This is a genomic window from Streptomyces sp. NPDC039430 (assembly GCF_055639435.1).
The window spans coordinates 73,831-94,460 of record NZ_JBVKAK010000026.1 but is presented as its reverse complement, the minus strand read 5'-3'; the positions used below and the strand labels follow the sequence as shown (position 1 = coordinate 94,460).

At 70.8% G+C, this 20,630-nt stretch carries 16 protein-coding genes; 12 read left to right on the top strand and 4 right to left on the bottom strand.

The genetic code is table 11. The features are described from left to right. The first annotated feature begins 111 nt into the window (after positions 1-111). The 10 genes from ACZ7LS_RS35665 (at position 112) to ACZ7LS_RS35620 (ending at position 11,757) form a co-directional block, all read left to right on the top strand. Positions 112-846, top strand: a complete 735-nt coding sequence (locus tag ACZ7LS_RS35665) for an enhanced serine sensitivity protein SseB (RefSeq protein ID WP_382517438.1) — start codon at positions 112-114, stop codon at positions 844-846. 354 nt (positions 847-1,200) lie between these two features. Continuing rightward, positions 1,201-1,986, top strand: a complete 786-nt coding sequence (locus tag ACZ7LS_RS35660) for an enhanced serine sensitivity protein SseB C-terminal domain-containing protein (RefSeq protein ID WP_382517435.1) — start codon at positions 1,201-1,203, stop codon at positions 1,984-1,986. Between the two features lie 497 nt (positions 1,987-2,483). Next, entirely contained in the window at positions 2,484-3,485 is a 1,002-nt protein-coding gene (locus ACZ7LS_RS35655) for an ABC transporter permease (RefSeq protein ID WP_129772277.1), read from the top strand. 94 nt (positions 3,486-3,579) lie between these two features. After that, on the top strand, positions 3,580-5,355 hold the full coding sequence (locus ACZ7LS_RS35650; RefSeq protein WP_382517432.1) for an ABC transporter substrate-binding protein: 1,776 nt from the start codon (positions 3,580-3,582) through the stop codon (positions 5,353-5,355). Between the two features lie 114 nt (positions 5,356-5,469). Continuing rightward, positions 5,470-6,468 (top strand): ABC transporter permease, encoded by a 999-nt coding sequence (locus ACZ7LS_RS35645; RefSeq protein ID WP_382517429.1) that lies wholly within the window; start codon positions 5,470-5,472, stop codon positions 6,466-6,468. Then, entirely contained in the window at positions 6,465-7,565 is a 1,101-nt protein-coding gene (locus ACZ7LS_RS35640) for an ABC transporter ATP-binding protein (protein ID WP_385134752.1), read from the top strand. Before ACZ7LS_RS35645 ends, ACZ7LS_RS35640 begins: the two co-directional genes overlap by 4 nt. Positions 7,566-7,591: 26 nt before the next feature. Next, complete coding sequence (locus tag ACZ7LS_RS35635; protein ID WP_382664757.1) at positions 7,592-8,818, top strand: ABC transporter ATP-binding protein; 1,227 nt, start codon at positions 7,592-7,594, stop codon at positions 8,816-8,818. 123 nt (positions 8,819-8,941) lie between these two features. Then, positions 8,942-9,610 carry a trimeric intracellular cation channel family protein gene (locus ACZ7LS_RS35630; protein ID WP_382517420.1) on the top strand — a complete coding sequence of 223 codons (669 nt, stop codon included), beginning with the start codon at positions 8,942-8,944 and terminating at the stop codon, positions 9,608-9,610. A gap of 38 nt (positions 9,611-9,648) precedes the next feature. Further along, positions 9,649-10,482, top strand: a complete 834-nt coding sequence (locus ACZ7LS_RS35625) for a thioesterase family protein (RefSeq protein WP_385134749.1) — start codon at positions 9,649-9,651, stop codon at positions 10,480-10,482. A 111-nt stretch (positions 10,483-10,593) separates the two neighbouring features. After that, positions 10,594-11,757, top strand: a complete 1,164-nt coding sequence (locus ACZ7LS_RS35620; RefSeq protein ID WP_382968557.1) for a cysteine desulfurase family protein — start codon at positions 10,594-10,596, stop codon at positions 11,755-11,757. 22 nt (positions 11,758-11,779) lie between these two features. Here the strand turns inward: ACZ7LS_RS35620 and ACZ7LS_RS35615 are convergent, their stop codons facing one another. From ACZ7LS_RS35615 to ACZ7LS_RS35605, 3 genes are all read right to left on the bottom strand, one after another. Then, positions 11,780-13,117 (bottom strand): ABC transporter permease, encoded by a 1,338-nt coding sequence (locus ACZ7LS_RS35615; protein ID WP_382875306.1) that lies wholly within the window; start codon positions 13,115-13,117, stop codon positions 11,780-11,782. Positions 13,118-13,120: 3 nt separating this feature from the next. Continuing rightward, the gene (locus ACZ7LS_RS35610; RefSeq protein WP_382664751.1) at positions 13,121-13,954 is read right to left on the bottom strand and encodes an ABC transporter ATP-binding protein; all 834 of its coding nucleotides are present in this window, start codon (positions 13,952-13,954) and stop codon (positions 13,121-13,123) included. A 180-nt stretch (positions 13,955-14,134) separates the two neighbouring features. Next, complete coding sequence (locus ACZ7LS_RS35605; protein ID WP_382517407.1) at positions 14,135-14,869, bottom strand: N-acetylmuramoyl-L-alanine amidase; 735 nt, start codon at positions 14,867-14,869, stop codon at positions 14,135-14,137. Between the two features lie 60 nt (positions 14,870-14,929). On the opposite strand from ACZ7LS_RS35605, the gene mnmA reads away from it, so the two are divergent. Then, entirely contained in the window at positions 14,930-16,063 is a 1,134-nt protein-coding gene (gene mnmA, locus ACZ7LS_RS35600; protein WP_385134747.1) for a tRNA 2-thiouridine(34) synthase MnmA, read from the top strand. Positions 16,064-16,094: 31 nt separating this feature from the next. On the opposite strand, the gene ACZ7LS_RS35595 is transcribed toward mnmA, so the two are convergent. Further along, a complete protein-coding gene (locus tag ACZ7LS_RS35595) occupies positions 16,095-17,744 on the bottom strand; it encodes an alpha-amylase family glycosyl hydrolase (protein ID WP_385134745.1) in 1,650 nt (549 codons plus the stop codon). A gap of 205 nt (positions 17,745-17,949) precedes the next feature. Here ACZ7LS_RS35595 and ACZ7LS_RS35590 point away from each other — a divergent pair, with 205 nt between their 5' ends. Further along, on the top strand, positions 17,950-20,532 hold the full coding sequence (locus ACZ7LS_RS35590; RefSeq protein WP_385134743.1) for a beta-galactosidase: 2,583 nt from the start codon (positions 17,950-17,952) through the stop codon (positions 20,530-20,532). The last annotated feature ends 98 nt before the right edge of the window (positions 20,533-20,630 follow it).

Below are 20,630 nucleotides of genomic sequence, written 5' to 3'. Positions count from 1 at the left end.
CCCGCCCGTGGGCCAACCGAGGGGCCGGGCGGAGCCGTTCGGTGGCGGCGCCGGGGTCCGGCCTCGGTTTAAGGTGCTGCCGCGGGGGCGAGGGTGGCGAAGGAGAGCACGGTGAACACAGCATGGCCGGGCAACGAGCTGGAAGAGGTGCTCGTGGCCTCGCTCGGTGCCGACGCGGCGGGCGGACGGCTGATAGAAGTCCTGGGACGCAGTGAGGTCTGGGTGCCGCTGCCCCAGGGGGGCGGTCCTGACAGCCCGAACCTCGATCTGCCGACGATGGAGATCGAGGGCCTCCCGTATGTGCCGGTGTTCAGCTCCGAGCAGCAGTTCCTCCAGTGCGTCGGCGCCCATATGGGCTTCGCCGTCGCCCCGGCCCGTGACTTCGCCCGGGGCCTGCCCCCGCAGCTCGGCATCGCGGTGAACCCGGGCGGCGTCGTCGGGATGCCGCTGCCGCCGCCGGCCGTCGCCGAGCTGTGCCGGGTGGGACGTACGCCGCTCGACGGCCCGGCGAGCGGGGGCCGGGTGCGGCTCTTCGAGCCGGACTGGCAGGAGGACCCGGTCGAGTTCCTCTCCGCCGCCGGAGCCGAGTTCGAGGCGTCCGGTGTGGTGCTCTCCGCCCGCCGCGCGCTCGCCAGCGTCGAGGGCGATCCCCCGGCGCTCTTCATCGGGGTCCAGCTCTCCTCCTGGGAGGCCGCGGACCGCAACGCCCCCATGGACGCGCTCGGCCGGGCGCTGGGGCGGGTGGCGGTGGGCTGGCCCGTGAACCTCATCCTGCTGGACGTGGCCCAGGACCCGGTCGGCGACTGGCTGCTGGAGAAGGTGCGGCCGTTCTACCAGCGCGGCTGACTCCCGTCCTTCGGCGTCGGCGACTCCTGTCCTTCGGCGTGGGCGACGCCTGTCCTTCTGCGCGGCCGACGCCTGTCCGCCGCATAGTCCGGGACGGAACGGGCAGTCGCGGGTACGAGTCCGCGACCCCGGGCAGGACAGGGAAAGAGACCGGGCACGCCCGCACCCTCACGGCGGGCGCGCCGGTCGTCAAGTCTGTGTCAGGAAGCCCCTCTAAGCTGGTTTGATGGCTGGACCGTCGCACCGTGTGCCCGGCGGGTCGCCCCTCCCGCGGCGGACCGCGGCGGGCGTGCGGGACCGCGCGGACTTCGGGGGGCTGGACGAGTGGTGGATCGAAGAGGGGCGGGACCCAGAGTGAGCGCGTCAGGCACCGCGGCGGCCGGGCAGGTCGAGCACATGCTGCGCCAGGTGACGCCAGGACGTTACGACGCGTACGAGGCGCTGCTCCAGGCGCTCGCCGACGACAGTGTCTGGATGCTGCTCTGGCACGGCCGCGCCGGAACGCCCGAGGCCCAGTACGGCAACATGGAGGTCGACGGCCTGGGGTACGCCCCGTGCGTCACCTCCGCCCAGGAACTGGCGGTCAGTGGCTGGAACCGCGCCCACGAAGTGGTCTCGGGACGCGATATCGCCCGTGCCCTCTACCCCGACCGCTGGGGGATCTGGCTCAATCCGCACGCCCCCGGCGGCGGTGTCGGCATCCCCTGGCTCGATCTGCGCCGGATCGCCACCGGTCTCGACCGGATGCCCGCGGGGCCGCTCCGGCTCTCCGAGCCCGCCATCGAACTCCCGCAGTTCTACGCCCAGCTCACCCAGAACGCGCACCGCACGCCCGCCGTGCGCTCCCTGCGCCGCGCCTGGGTGCAGCCGTCCCTCGGCGCCCCGTATCTGGCGGTCGGTCTCGACCTGTACGACACGAGCCCCGCGTCCGTCGACTCCGTACACACGATGATGCGGCAGTCGATCGCCGCGATCCCGGACGGACTGCCGGTCTCGACCGTCGCGATGTCCGACGAGTACGACCCGGTCACGATGTGGCTGCGCGCCAACACCAGGCCGTTCTACGACCGCGAGGCGCATGCCGCGCCCGCGCCGGCTTCGGGGTACGGCTACCCGCCGCCCGCCACCCGCGCGTACTGAACCACGCCGTACGGGGCTGTTCACCCTGTGGACAGCCCCGTACGCGTGTCCGGCGGACGCCGGACGCGGCCGGGGCGCGCATGCCTGAAGGACTGGACCAATGGGCGGCCGAAAATCCTTCCGAGCCCCCCGGACGCGCGTAGAACCGTCCATTACTGGGCAGTTCATCTGCGATGGGGGCTCTGCCGGAGAGATGTCGTATAGGGCTTCTCGGCCCACTCGTCCTTAATGGCAGTCGTCCGTACATGGCTACCCGCCGTCCGGATAACGGAACACCTCTAAGAGCATCACGGTTGAGCATCCATTCACCGGCAGGGCTGGCGGGTGATCACGCACGCGATGAAGACTCCCCGCATGCATGGCCTTTTCGGGCCTCTGTGCGAGTGGCCGGACGTGCGTGACGGAGTCACGACGTCGCTCGCGATGCTGATGGGAACAGGCCGCTACAGCGGCAAGTGGGGGCCGGTGACCGCCGGTTGAGAGGGGTTCTTGCCACGATGACGGCACCACTGCACGAGCCGACCACGGAAGCGGCCCCGAGCGCGACGGAAGAAGTCGCCGTCGCCCAAGGGGTGTCGGTCCAGGGTCGCTCCCTCGGTCGTATTGCCTGGGAGCGCCTGAAGCGGGACAAAATGGCGCTCGCCGGCGGCTCCGTCGTGCTCGTGCTGATCGTGATCGCGCTTCTGGCGCCACTGATCACGAGCCTGTCCGGGCAGTCTCCCGACGAGTACCACGAGGATCTGATCGACCCGCTCTTCTCGACGCCCATCGGTTCCTGGGGCGGTATCAGTTCGGAACACTGGTTCGGAGTCGAGCCGGTCAGTGGCCGCGACATCTTCGCCCGGATCGTCTACGGCGCGCAGGTCTCCCTGCTCGTCGGCTTCCTGTCCGCCGTGGTCGCGGTCGTCTTCGGCACCGTCCTGGGCGTGATCGCGGGCTACTTCGGCGGCTGGCTGGACGCGCTCATCAGCCGCGTGATGGACATGCTGCTGTCCTTCCCGCAGCTGCTCTTCATCATCGCGCTGGTCTCCGTCATGCCGAACGACATGCTCGGTCTGTCCGGAAGCGGTGTCCGCCTGCTGGTGATGATCCTGGTGATCGGCTTCTTCGGCTGGCCGTACGTCGGCCGGGTCGTCCGCGGCCAGACTCTCTCGCTGCGTGAGCGTGAGTATGTGGAGGCGGCCAGGAGCCTGGGGGCCGGGCAGGTGTACATCCTGTTCAAGGAGCTGCTGCCCAACATCATCGCCCCGATCATCGTGTACTCGACGATGATGATCCCCACCAACATCCTGACCGAGGCGGCCCTCAGCTTCCTGGGTGTCGGCGTCAAGCCGCCCACCGCCTCGTGGGGCCAGATGCTCTCCTCCGCGGTGAGTTACTACGACTCGGATCCGATGTACATGCTGATCCCGGGTCTGGCCATCTTCATCACTGTGCTCTCCTTCAACCTCTTCGGCGACGGCGTACGTGATGCGCTCGACCCGAAGGGCTCGCGCTGATTTGCGTCCCAGCTGGTTCGCGTTGCAGCTGATTCGCGTTACATCGGGGCCCGCGTTTCCACGGGCCGCTACTCACACCGGAGGATCCGAGATCGTGACTACCAATCGCACCACTGGGCGGCGTAAGCAGGCCCTGGCCGCTGCTGCCGTGGTCGCGGCGTTGCTGACCACAGCGGCGTGTGGCGGCGGCGGTGGAAGCAAGGACGACAAGAGTGGTGCCCCCGGCTTCGACGCGGGCAACAACAAGGTCGCCAACGCCTCCACGAAGAAGGGCGGCACGCTCAAGTTCGCGGGCGCCCAGGACGCCGACTCGTGGGACACCACCCGTGGCTACTACGGCTTCGCGTGGAACTTCATGCGCTACTACAGCCGTCAGCTGGTCACCAGCAAGACGGAGCCGGGCAAGACCGGTTCGGAGCTCACCCCGGACCTCGCCACCGAGCGCGCGAAGGTCTCGGACGACGGCAAGACCTACACGTTCACCCTGCGTGACGGGGTCACCTGGGAGGATGGCAAGCCCATCACCTCCGAGGACGTCAAGTACGGCATCGAACGCCAGTGGGCGCAGGACGTGCTCTCCGGCGGTCCGGTCTACCTGAAGGACATCCTCGATCCGGAGAGCAAGTACAAGGGCCCCTACAAGGACACCTCCAAGGAGGGTCTGAAGGCCATCGAGACGCCGGACGCGAAGACCATCGTCTTCAAGCTGCCGACCCCGAACAGTGACTTCGAGGAGATCCTCGCGCTCACGTCGTCCTCGCCGGTGCGCAAGGACAAGGACACCAAGTCCAAGTACGGTCTGCACCCGTTCTCCTCCGGCCCGTACAAGTTCCAGTCGTACTCGCCGAACAAGTCCCTGGTGCTCGTCCGCAACGAGAACTGGAAGCAGTCCTCGGACCCGGTCCGCAAGGCGCTCCCGGACAAGATCACCCTGAACCTGTTCAGCAACGCCGACGACATGGACAACCGTCTGATCGCCGGCGACTACGACCTGGACATCAACCAGACCGGTCTCTCCCCGCAGGGTCGCAACAAGGCCCTCAAGGAGAACAAGGAGAATCTGGACAACCCGGTCTCCGGCTACATCCGTTACGCGGTCTTCCCGCAGAACGTGAAGCCGTTCGACAACATCGACTGCCGCAAGGCCGTCATCTACGGCGCCGACCACAAGTCCCTGCAGACCGCGCGCGGTGGCCCGCTCGCGGGCGGTGACATCGGCACCAACATGCTGCCGCCGTCGGTCCCGGGCTCCGAGGGCCAGAAGTACGACCCGTACGGCACGGCGAAGAACGGCGGCGCGCCGGACCTCGTCAAGGCCAAGGAAGCGCTCAAGGCCTGCGGCAAGCCGGACGGATTCAAGACCACCATCGCGGTCCGTAACAACAAGCCGGTCGAGGTGGCCACCGCGCAGTCGCTCCAGGCGTCGCTGAAGAAGATCAACATCGACGTCGAGATCGACCAGTTCGACGGCTCGCAGACCGGCGGCATCATCGGTAACCCGAAGGTCGTCCAGCAGAAGAACTACGGCATCATCATCATGGGCTGGGGCCCCGACTTCCCGTCGGTCCAGGGCTACGGTCTGCCGCTGTGGGGCAGCAAGTACATCCTTGAGAGCGGAAACAACAACTTCGCGATGATCAAGGACAAGGCGATCGACGCCAACTTCGCCAAGTTCGTCACCGAACTGGACCCCGCGAAGAAGGAGCAGCTCGCCACCGCGATCAACCACCAGGTGATGGAGGGCGCTTACTACCTGCCCTTCGTCTTCGAGAAGTTCATCAACTGGCGCTCCAGCCGGCTGACGAACGTCTACACCACGGACGCGTACAGCGGTCAGTACGACTTCACCAGCCTCGGCGTCGTGAAGTAACACCACCCGGCACACCCGCCGTACGGCACGAAAGGCAGGTGAAGGCCGGCGCGGTGTGACCGTGGGCCACCGGGTGAACCCCGGTGGCCCACGGTCCGCCGCAGGCCGAGAGCAGTGCTCGCATACCTCATCAGGCGGCTCATGGCCGTCGCCGCGATGCTAGTGGTCATCATGCTGGTGGTCTTCTGCATCTTCTTCATCATCCCCAAGTGGGCGGGCGTCGACCCGGCCACGATGTACGTGGGCAAGACGTCCGACGCCGCGGCCGTGGAGGCCATCCGGCAGAAGCTCCAGCTGGGCGATCCGATCTTCGTTCAGCTCTGGGAGTTCTTCAAGGGCATCTTCGTCGGCCGTACGTACTCGGCGGGCGGAGACGTCACGCACTGCTCGGCCCCCTGCTTCGGCTACTCCTTCCGCAGCGAGCAGGCCATCTGGCCGGTGCTCACCGACCGGCTGCCGGTGACCCTGGCACTGGCGATCGGTGCCGCTGTCCTGTGGCTGATATTCGGCCTCGCCGCCGGTGTGCTCTCCGCGCTCAAGCGGGGCACGCTGTGGGACCGTGGCGCGATGCTGGTCGCCCTGGCCGGCGTCTCGCTGCCCATCTACTTCACCGGTCTGCTCTCGCTGGCGATCTTCAGCTACGGTCTCGGCTGGCTCGACGCCCAGTACGTACCCCTGGCGGAGAGCGTCGGCGGCTGGTTCGGCGGCCTCCTCCTGCCCTGGATCACCCTCGCCTTCCTCTACGCGGCGATGTACGCCCGGATCACCCGGGCCACCATGCTGGAAGTGATGGGCGAGGACTACATCCGCACGGCCAGGGCCAAGGGACTCAGTGAGCCCGTCGTCATCGGCAAGCACGCCATGCGCTCCACGATGACGCCGATCCTCACCCTCCTCGGCATGGACCTCGGCGCCCTCATCGGCGGTGCGATCCTCACCGAGACCACATTCAGTCTTCCCGGTCTCGGCCAGGCGGTGCTCAAGGCGATCAACGACCGCGACCTGCCGGTGATCCTCGGCGTCACTCTGATCACGTCGCTCGCGGTGATCGTCGCGAACCTCGTCGTGGACATTCTGTACGCAGTGATCGACCCCCGAGTGAGGCTCGCATGACCGACCTGAGCAAGAGCGGCGCAGCCCTGGGGGAGCCGGTCGCCGCGGACACCAGCCCCTCCGAGGCGTTCCTGGAAGTGCGCGACCTGCGCGTGCACTTCCCCACGGACGACGGCATCGTCAAGTCCGTCGACGGGCTCAGCTTCCAGCTGGAGAAGGGCCGGACTCTCGGCATCGTCGGCGAGTCCGGCTCCGGCAAGTCCGTCACCTCCATGGGCATCATGGGGCTGCACACCACGGGCCAGTACGGGAAGCGCAAGGCACAGGTCTCCGGCGAGATCTGGCTGAAGGGCCAGGAACTGCTCACCGCCGACCCGGACACGGTGCGCAAGATGCGTGGCCGCGACATGGCGATGATCTTCCAGGACCCGCTGTCGGCGCTGCACCCGTACTACACGATCGGCAAGCAGATCGTGGAGGCCTACCAGGTCCATCACGACGTGGACAAGAAGGCCGCGCGGCGCCGGGCCGTCGAGATGCTCGACCGTGTCGGCATCCCGCAGCCCGACAAGCGGGTGGACTCGTATCCGCACGAGTTCTCGGGCGGTATGCGCCAGCGCGCGATGATCGCCATGTCGCTGGTGAACAACCCCGACCTGCTGATCGCCGACGAGCCGACCACGGCTCTGGACGTGACGGTCCAGGCGCAGATCCTGGACCTGATCCGCGATCTGCAGAAGGAGTTCGGCTCCGCCGTCATCATCATCACGCACGACCTGGGCGTCGTCGCCGAGCTGGCCGACGACATCCTGGTGATGTACGGCGGGCGCTGCATCGAGCGCGGCCCCGCGGAGAAGGTCTTCTACGAGCCGCGGCACCCGTACACCTGGGGCCTGCTCGGTTCGATGCCGCGCATCGACCGCGAGGAGACCGAGCGTCTCATCCCGGTCAAGGGTTCCCCGCCCTCCCTGATCAACCTCCCGTCCGGCTGCGCCTTCAACCCGCGCTGTCCCTACGCCGACGTGCCCAAGGGGGGCATCACCCGTACCACGCGCCCCGAGTTGACCCAGGCGGCGGCCGGACACTGGGCCGCCTGCCACATGCCGGAGCCGGACCGGAAGCGCATCTGGACCGAAGAGATTGCGCCCCAGCTGTGAGCGAGGACAAAAGCGAGGACAAAGACGTGACGATTCCCGCCCAGAGCGCCGGCACCGGCCTTCTCAACAAGGACGCCGCCCCGGGGGAGACGCTGCTCAAGGTCTCCGGCCTGCAGAAGCACTTCCCCATCAGGAAGGGCCTGCTGAAGCGGCAGGTCGCCTCGGTCAAGGCCGTGGACGGCATCGACTTCGATGTGCGTTCCGGTGAGACGCTGGGCGTGGTGGGCGAGTCGGGCTGCGGCAAGTCGACGATGGGCCGGCTGATCACGCGGCTGCTCGAACCGACCGCCGGGCAGATCGAGTTCGAGGGCCACGACATCACGCATCTGGGCGTGCGCGGCATGCGGCCGATGCGGCGCGACGTCCAGATGATCTTCCAGGATCCGTATTCGTCGCTGAACCCCCGGCACACCATCGGCACGATCGTCAGCGCGCCGTTCAAGCTGCAGGGTGTGACGCCCGAGGGCGGCGTCAAGAAGAAGGTCCAGAACCTGCTGGAGCTGGTGGGCCTCAACCCCGAGCACTTCAACCGCTACCCGCACGAGTTCTCCGGCGGTCAGCGGCAGCGCATCGGGATCGCCCGCGCCCTCGCGCTCAATCCGAAGCTCGTGGTCGCCGACGAGCCCGTCTCCGCGCTGGACGTGTCGATCCAGGCGCAGGTGGTCAACCTGCTGGACGACCTCCAGGACGAGCTGGGCCTGACGTACGTGATCATCGCGCACGACCTGTCCGTCATCCGCCATGTCTCGGACCGGATCGCGGTCATGTACCTCGGCAAGATCGTGGAGCTGGCGGACCGCAAGTCGCTGTACTCGGCGCCGATGCATCCGTACACCAAGGCGCTGATGTCGGCGGTGCCGGTGCCTGACCCCAGGCGCCGTGGCACCAAGAGCGACCGCATTCTGCTCAAGGGCGATGTGCCGTCGCCCATCTCGCCGCCGACCGGCTGCCGGTTCCACACCCGGTGCTGGAAGGCGACGCAGATCTGCACGACGGTGGACCCGCCGATGCAGATGCTGAAGCCCGGCCAGCAGGTGGCCTGCCACCACCCGGAGAACGCTCCCGACCAGCACCCGGAGGACACGGTGTCGGTGGCGGCGCGGGAGACCGTGGAGCTGGCGGCGGGGACGCCGGCCACCGACGCGGCCTCCGAGGCGCCTGCCAAGGGCGCGGAAACCAAGGTGACGGAAACCAAGGTGACGGAAGCCAAGGACGCGGAAGCGAAGGACGCGGAAGGCCCGGCCAAGGAGTAGCGGCGGGCCGCCGGTCCCAGGGCTCACGCCCCAGGGCGCACGGCCCGGGACTCAGGCGCTCATGTCCGGGACCGCCGGGGCCTTCCTTCGGGAGGTGTCCCGGCGATCCCGCACAATGTCCGAGTGCTCCACGACCTCTTCACGCCCTCCGTCCAGCATGCGCTCGACCTCGCCGGGATCTTCGTCTTCGCGATCTCCGGCGCCCTGCTCGCCGTACGCAAGAACTTCGACGTCTTCGGTATGGCGGTACTGGCCGAGATCACCGCGCTGGGCGGGGGGCTGCTCCGTGATCTGATCATCGGGGCCGTTCCGCCGGCCGCCTTCACCGACCTCGGCTACTTCTCCATGCCGCTGGTGGCCACCGCGCTGGTGTTCTTCCTCCATCCCCAGGTGGAACGCATCCAGGGCGCGGTCAACGTCTTCGACGCGGCGGGGCTCGGCCTCTTCTGCGTCACCGGCACCACCAAGGCGTACGAGTACGGTCTCGGCCTCACGGCCTCGGCGGCCCTCGGGCTCGCCACCGCGGTCGGCGGCGGTGTGCTCCGTGACGTCCTCGCCAACGAGGTGCCCTCGCTGCTGCGCTGGGACCGTGATCTGTACGCCGTCCCGGCCATCGTCGGTGCCGCGATGGTGGCGCTCTGTATACGCTTCGACGCGCTCAACGGGCTGACCAGCGGGTTCGCCGTGCTGACCGCGTTCGTACTGCGGCTGCTCGCGATGCGGTTCCACTGGCGGGCGCCCCGCGCCTGGAACCGGCGCTCGGCCGCGGCCGAGGAGCCCTCACCTTCGTAAGCTACCGCTTAGTACAATCCTGTTGTACGTTGACTGTCATGGCACAGGCAACCATCGGGGACAGCGAGTTCGACCGCGGTACCGCCGTCACCCTTCGCGCACCGGGCGTCTACGACGCACAGCTCTCCCCGGGCTGGACGATCATGAACGCCGCCAACGGCGGCTATCTGCTGGCGCTGACGGGCCGCGCTCTCGGCGACGCGCTGCCGCACTCCGACCCCTTCGCCGTCTCGGCCCACTACCTCACACCGTCGACGCCCGGCCCCGCCGTGGTGCGCACGGTGACCGTACGGACCGGCCGGACGCTCTCCACCGGACAGGCCTCCCTCTTCCAGACCGGCGAGGACGGCCGCGAGGTCGAGCGGCTCCGGGTCATCGCCTCGTACGGGGACCTGGACGCGCTGCCCGACGACGTACGGACGACCGCGAAGCCGCCCGCCATCCCGCCGCTGGAGCGGTGTGTCGGCACGGACGCCGGACCGCCGCCGCCCGGCGACTTCTCGATGCTCGACCGCCTCGCCATGCGGATCGATCCGGCCACGGTCGGCTGGGCGCTGGGCGCGCCGTCAGGACAGGGCGAGATGCGCGCGTGGTTCGGTTTCGCGGACGGCCGCGACGCCGATCCGTACTCCCTCCTCCTCACCGTGGACGCCCTGCCGCCGACCTCCTTCGACCTGGGGCTGAAGGGCTGGACCCCGACCATCGAACTGACCACGCACGTCCGCGCCCGTCCGGCGCCCGGCCCCCTCAGAGTGGCGATCACCACCCGCAACCTGGCCGGTGGCTTCCTGGAGGAGGACGCGGAGGTCTGGGACACCGCGGACCGGCTGGTGGCCCAGTCGCGCCAACTGGCCCGCGCGCCCCGGGGGTGACGGGCCCCGGCGGCGGCCCGCGCGCCGCCGCCGTAATCGAGCCGTATGCCGGGCGTTCGGCCGGACCGGCTGCGTGAGCGGCCGGTCCCGGCTCGTAGAATCGTGACCACCATGGCTTACCTCGACCACGCCGCGACCACTCCGATGCTGCCGGAGGCGATCGAGGCGATGACCGCCCAGTTCGGCCTCGCCGGCAACGCGTCCTCGCTCCACGCCGCCGGGCGCCGGGCCCGCCGTACCGTCGAGGAGGCCCGCGAGGCACTCGCGGAGGCCCTCGGCGCACGGCCCAGCGAGGTGGTGTTCACCTCGGGCGGTACGGAGGCCGACAACCTCGCCGTGAAGGGCCTGTACTGGTCCCGGCGCGCCGCCGACCCGGCCAGGACCAGGGTGCTCGCCAGCCCCGTCGAGCACCACGCCGTCCTCGACGCGGTGGAGTGGCTGGCGCAGCACGAGGGCGCGACCGTCGAGTATCTGCCGGTCGACGCCTACGGCCGGGTGCTTCCCGGAACGCTGCGCGAGGCCATCGCGCGCGACCCGCTGGATGTCGCCCTCGCCACCGTCATGTGGGCCAACAACGAGATCGGCACCATCCTGCCGGTCCGCGAACTGGCCGAGGTCGCCGCCGAGTTCGACATCCCGCTGCACTCCGACGCCGTCCAGGCCCTCGGCCAGACGGAGCTGGACTTCGGTGGTTCCGGGCTCGCCGCGATGACCGTCTCCGGCCACAAGGTCGGCGGCCCGTACGGCATCGGCGCCCTGCTGCTGGGCCGTCAGCACACCCCCGTACCGGTCCTGCACGGCGGCGGCCAGGAGCGGCATGTGCGCTCCGGGACCCTCGATGTCCCGGCGATCGCCGCCTTCGCCGTCGCGGGGAGGCTCGCCGCCGAGCGGCGCGAGGACTTCGCCCGCGACATCGGCGCCCTGCGGGACGATCTGGTCGAGGCGGTACGTACGGCCGTCCCCGACGCGGTCCTCGGCGGCGACCCCGACCACCGCCTGCCCGCCAACGCGCACTTCAGCTTCCCCGGCTGCGAGGGCGACTCGCTGCTCCTGCTGCTGGACGCCCAGGGCATCGAGTGCTCAACGGGCTCCGCCTGTACGGCGGGTGTGGCCCAGCCGAGCCATGTCCTGCTGGCCACCGGCAGCGATCCCGACCTGGCCAGGGGCACCCTGCGGTTCTCCCTCGGCCACACCTCCACGGCGGCGGACGTGGAGGCGGTGGCGAAGGCCATCGGCCCGGCCGTGGACCGCGCCAGGAGCGCGGGCCTCAGCTGAGGCGGGCCGGGCCGGGCTGTTCTCAGGCCGCCGTCGCCATCGCCTCCACCGCGGGCGTACGCAGTGTCCTGTGCGCCGTACCGAGTGAGGTGACCAGCGTCGCCGCGGCGGCGACCGCCGTGACACCGAGCCAGATCCCCGGCCCCTGGCCCGGCAGGACCTCGTCGGTACGCACCAGGCTGAACGCCACGCTCCCCGCGAGCCCCGCCACCGTGCCGAAGAACACCCCGGTCAGCGTCAGCGCCAGCCCCTCGACGCCGACCATCCCCAGCACCTGGCCGCGGGTGGCCCCCACGAGACGCTGCTGCCCGAACTCGCGGCGGCGGTACGAGGTCGCCGCGTACAGGCTGTTGACCAGCGTGACGCAGGAGAAGACCACGATGATGCCGACGACCACGAGGTTCAGGGTCTCCAGGTTCTTGTCCTCGACCGAGCGGGTGAGACCGGACGCCGCGATCGCGTCGTTCTGCAGCGCCTGCATGGTGAGCGTGGCCGTCGCGATACCGGTGAAGAGGGTCAGCGGCATCAGCACACCGGACAACTGCGCCGCGCGGTGGCGCATGGTGTGGACGGTCAGATAGCCGCTCGCCCCGGTGAGCGCGGAGAGCGGCCGCTCCAGCACGCCCAGCAGGGCCCGCAGCAGCACCGGCGCGAAGAGCGCGAGACCGACGGCGAGCAGGATGGCGCCACAGGCCGGAGCCGCCATCAGCGCGGGCTCCGTCGCGTCGATCGTGAACGTGACGCACACCCCCGCCGTACCGGCGACGAGCGCGGCGGCCCCGGCGGCGTTCCGGCCGCGGCCCCGGGGCCCGGCCGCCCCGGCCAGGGCCTGCGTCGCCCGGCGCACCGCGAGGAACGCGGCGCCCGTCGCCGCCACCAGCGTGATGCCCAGGCCGGAACCGAGCGCGATGGGCCCGAAGGCGTACGCGACGCCGTCGGCGACCTGACCGGTGTCCTGGAACACCGCGAGCAGCGCCCGCCCGCCGAGCATCGCGGGACCGATGGCCAGCACCGCCCCGGTCAGGGCGACCGCGGCCGATTCGCCCACGATCATCCGCGTGATCTGCGCCGGGGTGGCGCCGGTGCTGCGCAGCAGGGCGATCTCCGTACCGCGCTGCCGTACGTTCACGGTGAGGGTGGACGCGACGGCGAAGAAGACCAGCAGCGCGCCGTACCCGCCGACGACGTTCGCCACCAGCCCGAGCGTCTCCCCGCTGGCGGAGTCGATGCCCCGGGCGCCCGCGGTGTCATGCAGCGAGTGGAACGCCATGATGATCGCCGCGCCCAGGAAGGCGGACAGCAGGGTGGCGAGAAAACGCCCGGGACGCGTCGCGATGGACCGCATGGCCAGCGAGAACATGGCTCACACCCCAGCCGTCAGGTCGTGGTGCGCCGGGTCCGTGGCGCCCCGCGCCGGGTCCGTGCCGCGGTGCACCGCGTCGCCCAGATGCGCGAGCCGCTCGGCGACCGCGTCCACGGTGGGGGCGGTCAGCCGGCCGGCCAGCCGGCCGTCCGCGAGGAACAGCACGGAGTCGGCGTACGAGGCGGCGACCGGGTCGTGCGTCACCATCACGACCGTCCTGCCGTGGACGCGTACGGTCTGCTGGAGCAGCCGCAGCACATCCCGCGCGCTGCGGATGTCCAGCGCGCCGGTCGGCTCGTCCGCGAAGATCACGGCGGGCTCGGTGACCAGCGCGCGGGCGATGGCGACGCGCTGGCGCTGACCGCCGGAGAGCTGGTCGGGCCGGTGGTCCGACCGGTCGCCGAGGCCGACCTGCGCGAGGATCTCGCGGGCCCGCGCCCGGTCGACGCGGAGCCCGGCCAGCTTCAGCGGCAGGGTGGTGTTCCGCTCCACCGTGAGGGCGGGCAGCAGGTTGTACTGCTGGAAGACGAAACCGATCCGGCGGCGGCGGAACTTGGTCAGCGCCGTCTCGCTGCCGCCGGTCATCTCCTCGCCGTCCACCATGACCAGCCCGCTGTCCGGCCGGTCGAGCCCGGCCGCGCACTGCAGCAGGGTCGACTTGCCGGAGCCGGAGGGCCCCATGACCGCGGTGAAGCTCCCGGCCGGGAGGCTCAGCGACACATCGTCCAGCGCGGTCACCGCGTTCCCGGCGGACCCGTAGACCTTGCGGACCTTGACCAGGCGCAGCGCCTCGGCGCTGCCGGCGCGCCCGGCTGTGCTCGTACGACGGAACATGGTGTTTCCCTCCCCGTTCGGACGCCTCACGCGTCCAGTCGCGACGTTCGTCCACGACGCTACGGACGCGGGAGGGCGGGCACACGGGGCATAGGGCCCGAACGCGGGGGTGGTGCTGAGTACACCCCGCCGGCCGCCGCCCGCTCACGGGGTGCGGTGCGGTGCGGCGCGGTGCGGCGCTCAGGAGTCCTGTACGAACTTCATGTAGCGGTCCCAGTCCCACTTCGTGCCCGGGTCCGTGTGGTCCGTGCCCGGGACCTCCACATGCCCGATGATGTGCTCGCGGTCGACCGGTATCGCGTACCGCCTGCATATGTCGGCGGTCAGCCGCGCCGAGGAGCGGTACATCGCGTCCGTGAACGACGCGGCGTTGTCCACCCAGCCCTCGTGCTCGATGCCGATGGAGCGTTCGTTGTACTCGCGGTTGCCCGCGTGGTACGCCACGTCCAGCTCGCGGATCATCTGGGCCACATGGCCGTCCTTGCGGACCACGTAGTGCGAGGCCGCGCCGTGGCCGGGGTCGCGGAAGACCTTCAGCGCGATCTGATAGCTGCCCTGGACGACATGGATCACCACCCGGTCGATGGTGTAGTCGTCCGGCCGGTCCGCCCGGCGCCAGTTCGCGGAGGACGCCGCCACCCACTCGGAGCCCGCGTAGTCCAGCTCGCCCTCCTTGCGGGGCTTCGCGACGCCGGGAACGCGGTACCACAGGTGCCCCAGCTCCTCCCGCGCCAGCACGCCCCCGCCGAGCACGGCCGCCGCCCCGCCGATCAGCAGGGCACGGCGGCGGACCTTCGTACCGTCCGCGGGCGCCCGACGGCTTCCGCCCGCGCGACGGCCGCCGCCCGCGCCCCCGCCCGCGCGGCGGTTCCCGCTCCCGCCGCTGCCCGTCGTGCCCTGTGTGTTCTCGCCCATGTGATCGTCAACGCATACTCGCGCGACTGTGGTTCCCCCGGGCCGTACCCTGGTTGAGCTATGACTCAGAATTCCCAGCGTTCTCGCCCCCTCCGCGTGCTCGCCGCCATGTCGGGCGGCGTGGACTCCGCCGTCGCCGCCGCCCGTGCCGCCGAGGCGGGCCATGACGTGACCGGAGTGCATCTCGCGCTCTCCGCGAATCCGCAGTCCTTCCGTACCGGCGCGCGCGGCTGCTGCACCATCGAGGACTCCCGCGACGCGCGCCGCGCCGCCGATGTCATCGGCATCCCGTTCTACGTCTGGGATCTCGCCGAGCGCTTCCGCGAGGACGTCGTCGAGGACTTCGTCGCGGAGTACGAGGCCGGCCGCACCCCGAACCCGTGCTTGCGCTGCAACGAGAAGATCAAGTTCGCGGCGCTGCTCGACAAGGCGCTCGCGCTCGGCTTCGACGCCGTGTGCACCGGCCACTACGCGACGGTCGTCCTGGGCCCCGACGGCGCCCGGGAGCTGCACCGCGCGAGCGACATGGCCAAGGACCAGTCGTATGTACTGGGAGTCCTCGACGAGCAGCAGCTCGCCCACGCGATGTTCCCCCTCGGCGACACGCTCACCACCAAGGACGAGATCCGCGCGGAGGCCGAGCGCCGGGGCCTGGCGGTGGCGAAGAAGCCCGACAGCCACGACATCTGTTTCATCGCGGACGGCGACACCCAGGGCTTCCTGGCGGACCGGCTCGGCCGGGCGGAGGGCGATATCGTCGACGAGTCCGGCACGAAGGTGGGCAGCCACGACGGCGCGTTCGGCTTCACCATCGGCCAGCGCAAGGGCCTGCGCATCGGCCACCCGGCCCCGGACGGCAAGCCGCGCTACGTACTGGACATCTCCCCGGTCGACAACACCGTGACGGTGGGACCGGCCGCCGCGCTGGACGTCACCGCCCTCACCGCCGTCAAGCCCCGCTGGTGCGGCACCGCCCCCACCGGCCCCGGCGACTACACCGCCCAGCTGCGCGCCCACGGCGGGGAGACGCCGGTGACGGCGGAGCCGGCCGACGGCACGCTCCACGTCCGCTTCGAGGAGCCCGTGCGCGGTGTGGCGCCGGGCCAGGCGATCGTGCTGTACGACGGCACGCGCGTGGTCGGCTCGGCGACGATCGCGACGACGGAACGCCGTACGGGAGCCCTGGCCGGCTGACCGCCGGAGGCCGGTCGGCCGGGGCCGCCGCTCAGGTCCCGTCCGGCTCCTCCGGTGTGAGGTCGAATACCCCGTACGCGAAGCCACGGGCCGTGATCGTGCGGCCGTCCACCGCCACGCCGGAGACTTCGAGCCCGCGTGCGCGCGTGGTGTCGACGGCGCCTGCCGCGCAGGCCGCCGGGGTCGCGCGCGGGTTGACGACGACGAGATGGCGCCCGCCCCTGACGTAGACGAACGGGTAGCCGGAGTGGAGCACCTCGACGCCGCCCGCCGGGCCGAGTTCCGGGGTCGCCCGGCGCAGGGCGATCAGCCGGCGTACGAGATGGAGCAGCGAGCCCTCGTCGGCCCGCTGGGCGGCGACCGTGGGGCGGCCGGGGTCCGGGTCGAGCGGGAGGTAGAGGCTGTCCGGGTCGGAGACGGCCGAGAAGCCCGCGTTCGGGCTGTCGTCCCACTGCATGGGGGTGCGGGAGCCCGCCCGGTTGTAGCGCGGGCCCAGCACACTGCCCTCGGTGCCGGGCAGGCCGGGGACGAAGCGCATGCCTATCTCGTCGCCGTAGTAGATCGCGGGCAGCGTCGGCCAGGTGAGCTGGAAGGCGAAGGCGGCGGGGAGCTGTTCTGCCGTACGCGGGCCGCAGTTGAGGCGCGCGAAGTCGTGGTTCGCGGTGGGCAGGGCGACATGGCCGCCGTCACCGATGACGGAGACGGCCTCGCGCCACGCGTCCACGAAGATGCCCGGTGAGCCCTTGCCGCCGGGGTCGAAGTAGCAGTCGACCGGGTCCCAGCCGTCGTTGTCGGTGCCCTGACGGTTGTTCCACAGGGAGCGCAGCGGACGCCCCTCGGACGGGCCGCCGAACTGGAGGAAGAAGTCTGTGTGGAACCCGGCGGGGACCGACACGGCCGGGTCGCCCCACTCCGCGATCAGGACCGCCTCGGGATGGGCGGCGTCGAGCCAGTGGCGCAGCTCGGTCCAGAGCGCGCGGGTCTCGGTCCGGCCGGGGTCGTCCTTGACGAGCGAGGCGGCCATGTCGACGCGGAAGCCGGCCAGTCCGAGACCGAGCCAGTGGCCCATGATCTCGCGCAGGGCGGCGCGGTTGGCCAGGGGCCCCGGGGCGTCGGGGGCCTGGCGCCAGGGTTCGGCCGGATCGCTGCGCGCGTAGCCGAAGTTGAGCGCGGGCTGTGAGTCGAAGAAGTTCGGCAGATAGGCGCCGGGACGGGTGCCGGGCGAGGCCACGAACCCGGCGGGCGGGGGCGCGTCCGTCCCGGGTCCGGTGTGCGTGGTGGCGGCATCTGCCCAGATGTAGCGGTGGTCCTCGGGGTCGTCGGCCGAGGCCGTGAACCAGGGGTGCTGGTCGGAGGTGTGTCCGGCGACGAGATCGAGCAGGACGCGTATGCCGCGCCGGCGGGCCTCGTCCACCAGCCGGGCGAGGTCGTCGTCGGTGCCGTAGCGGGGCGCGACGGAGAGGTAGTCGCTGACGTCGTATCCGGCGTCGCGGAAGGGCGAGTCGAAACAGGGGTTGAGCCAGACCGTGTTCACGCCCAGCCAGGCGAGATGGTCGAGGTGTGCGGTGATGCCGGCGAAGTCGCCGATGCCGTCGCCGTCGGAGTCGGCGAACGACTGCGGATAGATCTGGTAGAAGACGGCGTCGGCCAGCCAGGCGGGGGCGGGTCGGAACGGAGTCATGGGTCGGTACGGAATCATGCGTCGGCACGGCCTTTCCCTGTGATGGAGGGCTCTGTCCGTTACGGAAGCGTGACCAGGCGGACTCTTGTGAGGGGTGAAGAGCCTGCCACAGGGTTCTGTATGCGCATACAGACAGCGCATACATGCTGCCATCCGCTCCGCTGAACCGCCACCCGTTCTCTTCCACCGAGGAAGTACGACGCCCATGACGCCTGTCCCCGCACCACGCCGCCGCACGGTCCTGGGCGGCGCCGCCCTCGGCACACTCGCCACCGCGGGCCTGCCGGCACCGGCCGCCCCGGCCGCGTACGCGGCACAGGGCGCGCCCGTCGGTCAGGCCCCGGCCGGCTCCGTCTCGTACCGCGACAAGCGGCTCCTCATCGACGGCGAACCCGCGCTCGTCCTCGCCGGCGAGATCCACTACTTCCGGCTGAAGCGGGCGGACTGGCAGTCACGGCTCGACCGGGCGAAGGCCGCGGGCCTCAACACCATCGCCTCGTACATCCCCTGGATGTGGCACGAACTCCCGGACGGCACCATCGATGTCACCGGCCGCACCCGCCCCGAGCGCGACCTCGGCGCCTTCATCGATCTCTGCCACCGCAACGGCTTCCTCTTCATCGCCCGCCCCGGCCCCTTCACCATGGCCGAACTCAAGGGCGAGGGCGTCCCCGAGCGGGTGCGCGAGGACCATCCGGAGATCGTCTCCACCGGCTGGTACGACGCCCCCGCCACCACCCCCACCGTCGACTACCTCGCGCCCGCCTTCCTCCGGGAGGCGCGCCGCTGGTACGCGGCGGTGATGCCGGTGCTCGCGGAACGGCTGCGCGGCAGAGGCGGACCCGTCGTCTCCGTACAGCTCGACAACGAGATCGGCATGCTGGCCTGGGTCAGCAACTCGCCCGACCTGACGGACCATCTGACGGCCGACTTCGACGGCTGGCTGCACGAGGAGTACGGGGACGGGCTGGCCGGCCGCTACCCGTTCGCCGGCGCGGACGCGGCCGGACGGCGCAAGGCCATCCGCCACCCCGAGGACGCGTACGGCGCGGCCCTGATGCACGATCTGGGCCGGTTCATGCGGGGACGCTTCGCGCGGTACGTCACCGAGCTGCGCCGGGCCGCCGAGACGCACGGCGTCACGGGCGTCCCGTTCGTCATCAACATCCACGGCACCTCCGACAGCCGCGCCGAGCCGTTCCCCATCGGAATCAGCCAGCTGATGGAGACCTACGCGGGGGTCGAGGGGACGATCTCCGGCGCGGACTTCTATCTCGGCGATCTGACCCTGCGCAATGTCACCGATCTGTATCTGATCAACGCCTTCATGGACGCGGTCAATGACGAGGACCAACCCGTCACGGCGCTGGAGTTCGACGCGGGGCACGCCGACTACGGGCAGAACATGGACAGTCAGACCAGCCCGTCCGGCGTCGGTCTGAAGACCCGGCTCTGTGTCGCCCAGGGCGCGAAAATGATCAACTACTACCTGTTCGCGGGCGGGTTCAACCCGAAGCTCGACAAGCCCACAGGCGACGGGAACGACCGCATCGGCATCACGGGCGAGCGGCACGGCTTCGCGGCACCGGTCGATCCGGAGGGCCGGCCGGGGGTCAGCTACGCGTCGACGCGGCGCACGGTACGCGCCATGGGCGGGGTGGCCGGGGTGCTCGCGCCGATGCGGGCGACCTACGACGACGTGGCGCTCGGGTTCGTACCCGATCACTATCTGACCGAATACCACCCGCCGGAGCTCGCGTCGGTCCAGCGCGTGCTGGACGAAGCGGTGAACACGCGCGGCGCCGGTCCCCGGGGCTCGCTGGCCCGCGCGATGCTGCTCGGCGGCTTCCGCTACCGGAGCGTGAACCTCCAGGCGGGCGACCTCGATCCGGCGCGCGTACCGGTGCTCGCGCTGGCGACGGGCGAGCATCTGGGGGCGGAGCTCCAGCGCAGGCTGGTCCGCTATCTCGAAGCGGGCGGAAAGCTGCTGCTGTCCGGCCGGCTCCCGGTCAAGGACATGGCCGACCGGCGCTGCACGGTGCTCGCGGAGGCGCTGGGGCTCACGGCCGGCGACACACTGACGGACGCGAACCGTTTCTGGCTCTCGGTCACCGCCCACGGCTGGGCGGCGCCGCTCCCGGAAGTACGCCTCTCACGCGCCCAGTTGTGCGCGCCCGCGCGCGGTACGACAGTGCTGCGCGAGCTGTCCACGGGCAAGGGCTGCGGCTTCGACATCCCCGTGGGCCGGGGGCGGGCCGTCGTGATCACCACGGACTACCAGTGCGATCTGACCTTCTGGGGCCGCGCCTTCCGCGCGCTGGACGCCGCCCCCGCCCTCCGGCACAGCGCGACCGACCCGGGGGTCTTCCTGCTGACGACGGCGGACGGCGAGCGCGGACGGCTGCTGCACGCCTTCAACGTCTCCTCCGGCTACGACCAGGACTTCACGGTCACCGAACACGGCAAACCCCTCTTCGGCGGGGAGAGGCTGCGTCTGCCGGGGCGTACGGCGGCGATGCTGCCGCTCGGGCTGGCGGCGGGCGGGCTCCGGATCGCGTACGCGACGGCGGAGCTGACCGGTGTCGCCGACGGCCGGGCGACCTTCCGCGCGCTCGGCGCGCTTGGCGGGGAGGGCGGGGAGGGCGGTCACGGCGGGGAGCCGGCGGTCGGGGAGTCGGTGGTCGCGGTGGAGGGCAGGGCGGTCTGTGACGGAGCGCGTGTGTCGACGGAGGGCGGACGGACCGTCCTGCGCGTACGGCGCGCCGAGTTCACCGTCCGCCGTGCCTGACGCACCGGGGGGGGGGGGGGGGGGGGGGGGGGCGGGGGGGGGGGGGGGGGGGGGGGGGGGGGGGGGGTGGGATGGGGGGGGGGGGGGGGGGGGAAGTG

Excerpts from the sequence above, each read along its gene's own strand:
- ACZ7LS_RS35640 (WP_385134752.1), top strand. The coding sequence starts at position 6,465 with ATGACCGACCTGAGCAAGAGCGGCGCAGCCCTGGGGGAGCCGGTCGCC.
- ACZ7LS_RS35655 (WP_129772277.1), top strand. The coding sequence starts at position 2,484 with ATGACGGCACCACTGCACGAGCCGACCACGGAAGCGGCCCCGAGCGCG.
- ACZ7LS_RS35610 (WP_382664751.1), bottom strand. The coding sequence starts at position 13,954 with ATGTTCCGTCGTACGAGCACAGCCGGGCGCGCCGGCAGCGCCGAGGCG.
- ACZ7LS_RS35625 (WP_385134749.1), top strand. The coding sequence starts at position 9,649 with ATGGCACAGGCAACCATCGGGGACAGCGAGTTCGACCGCGGTACCGCC.
- ACZ7LS_RS35605 (WP_382517407.1), bottom strand. The coding sequence starts at position 14,869 with ATGGGCGAGAACACACAGGGCACGACGGGCAGCGGCGGGAGCGGGAAC.
- ACZ7LS_RS35595 (WP_385134745.1), bottom strand. The coding sequence starts at position 17,744 with ATGACTCCGTTCCGACCCGCCCCCGCCTGGCTGGCCGACGCCGTCTTC.
- mnmA (WP_385134747.1), top strand. The coding sequence starts at position 14,930 with ATGACTCAGAATTCCCAGCGTTCTCGCCCCCTCCGCGTGCTCGCCGCC.
- ACZ7LS_RS35615 (WP_382875306.1), bottom strand. The coding sequence starts at position 13,117 with ATGTTCTCGCTGGCCATGCGGTCCATCGCGACGCGTCCCGGGCGTTTT.
- ACZ7LS_RS35590 (WP_385134743.1), top strand. The coding sequence starts at position 17,950 with ATGACGCCTGTCCCCGCACCACGCCGCCGCACGGTCCTGGGCGGCGCC.
- ACZ7LS_RS35620 (WP_382968557.1), top strand. The coding sequence starts at position 10,594 with ATGGCTTACCTCGACCACGCCGCGACCACTCCGATGCTGCCGGAGGCG.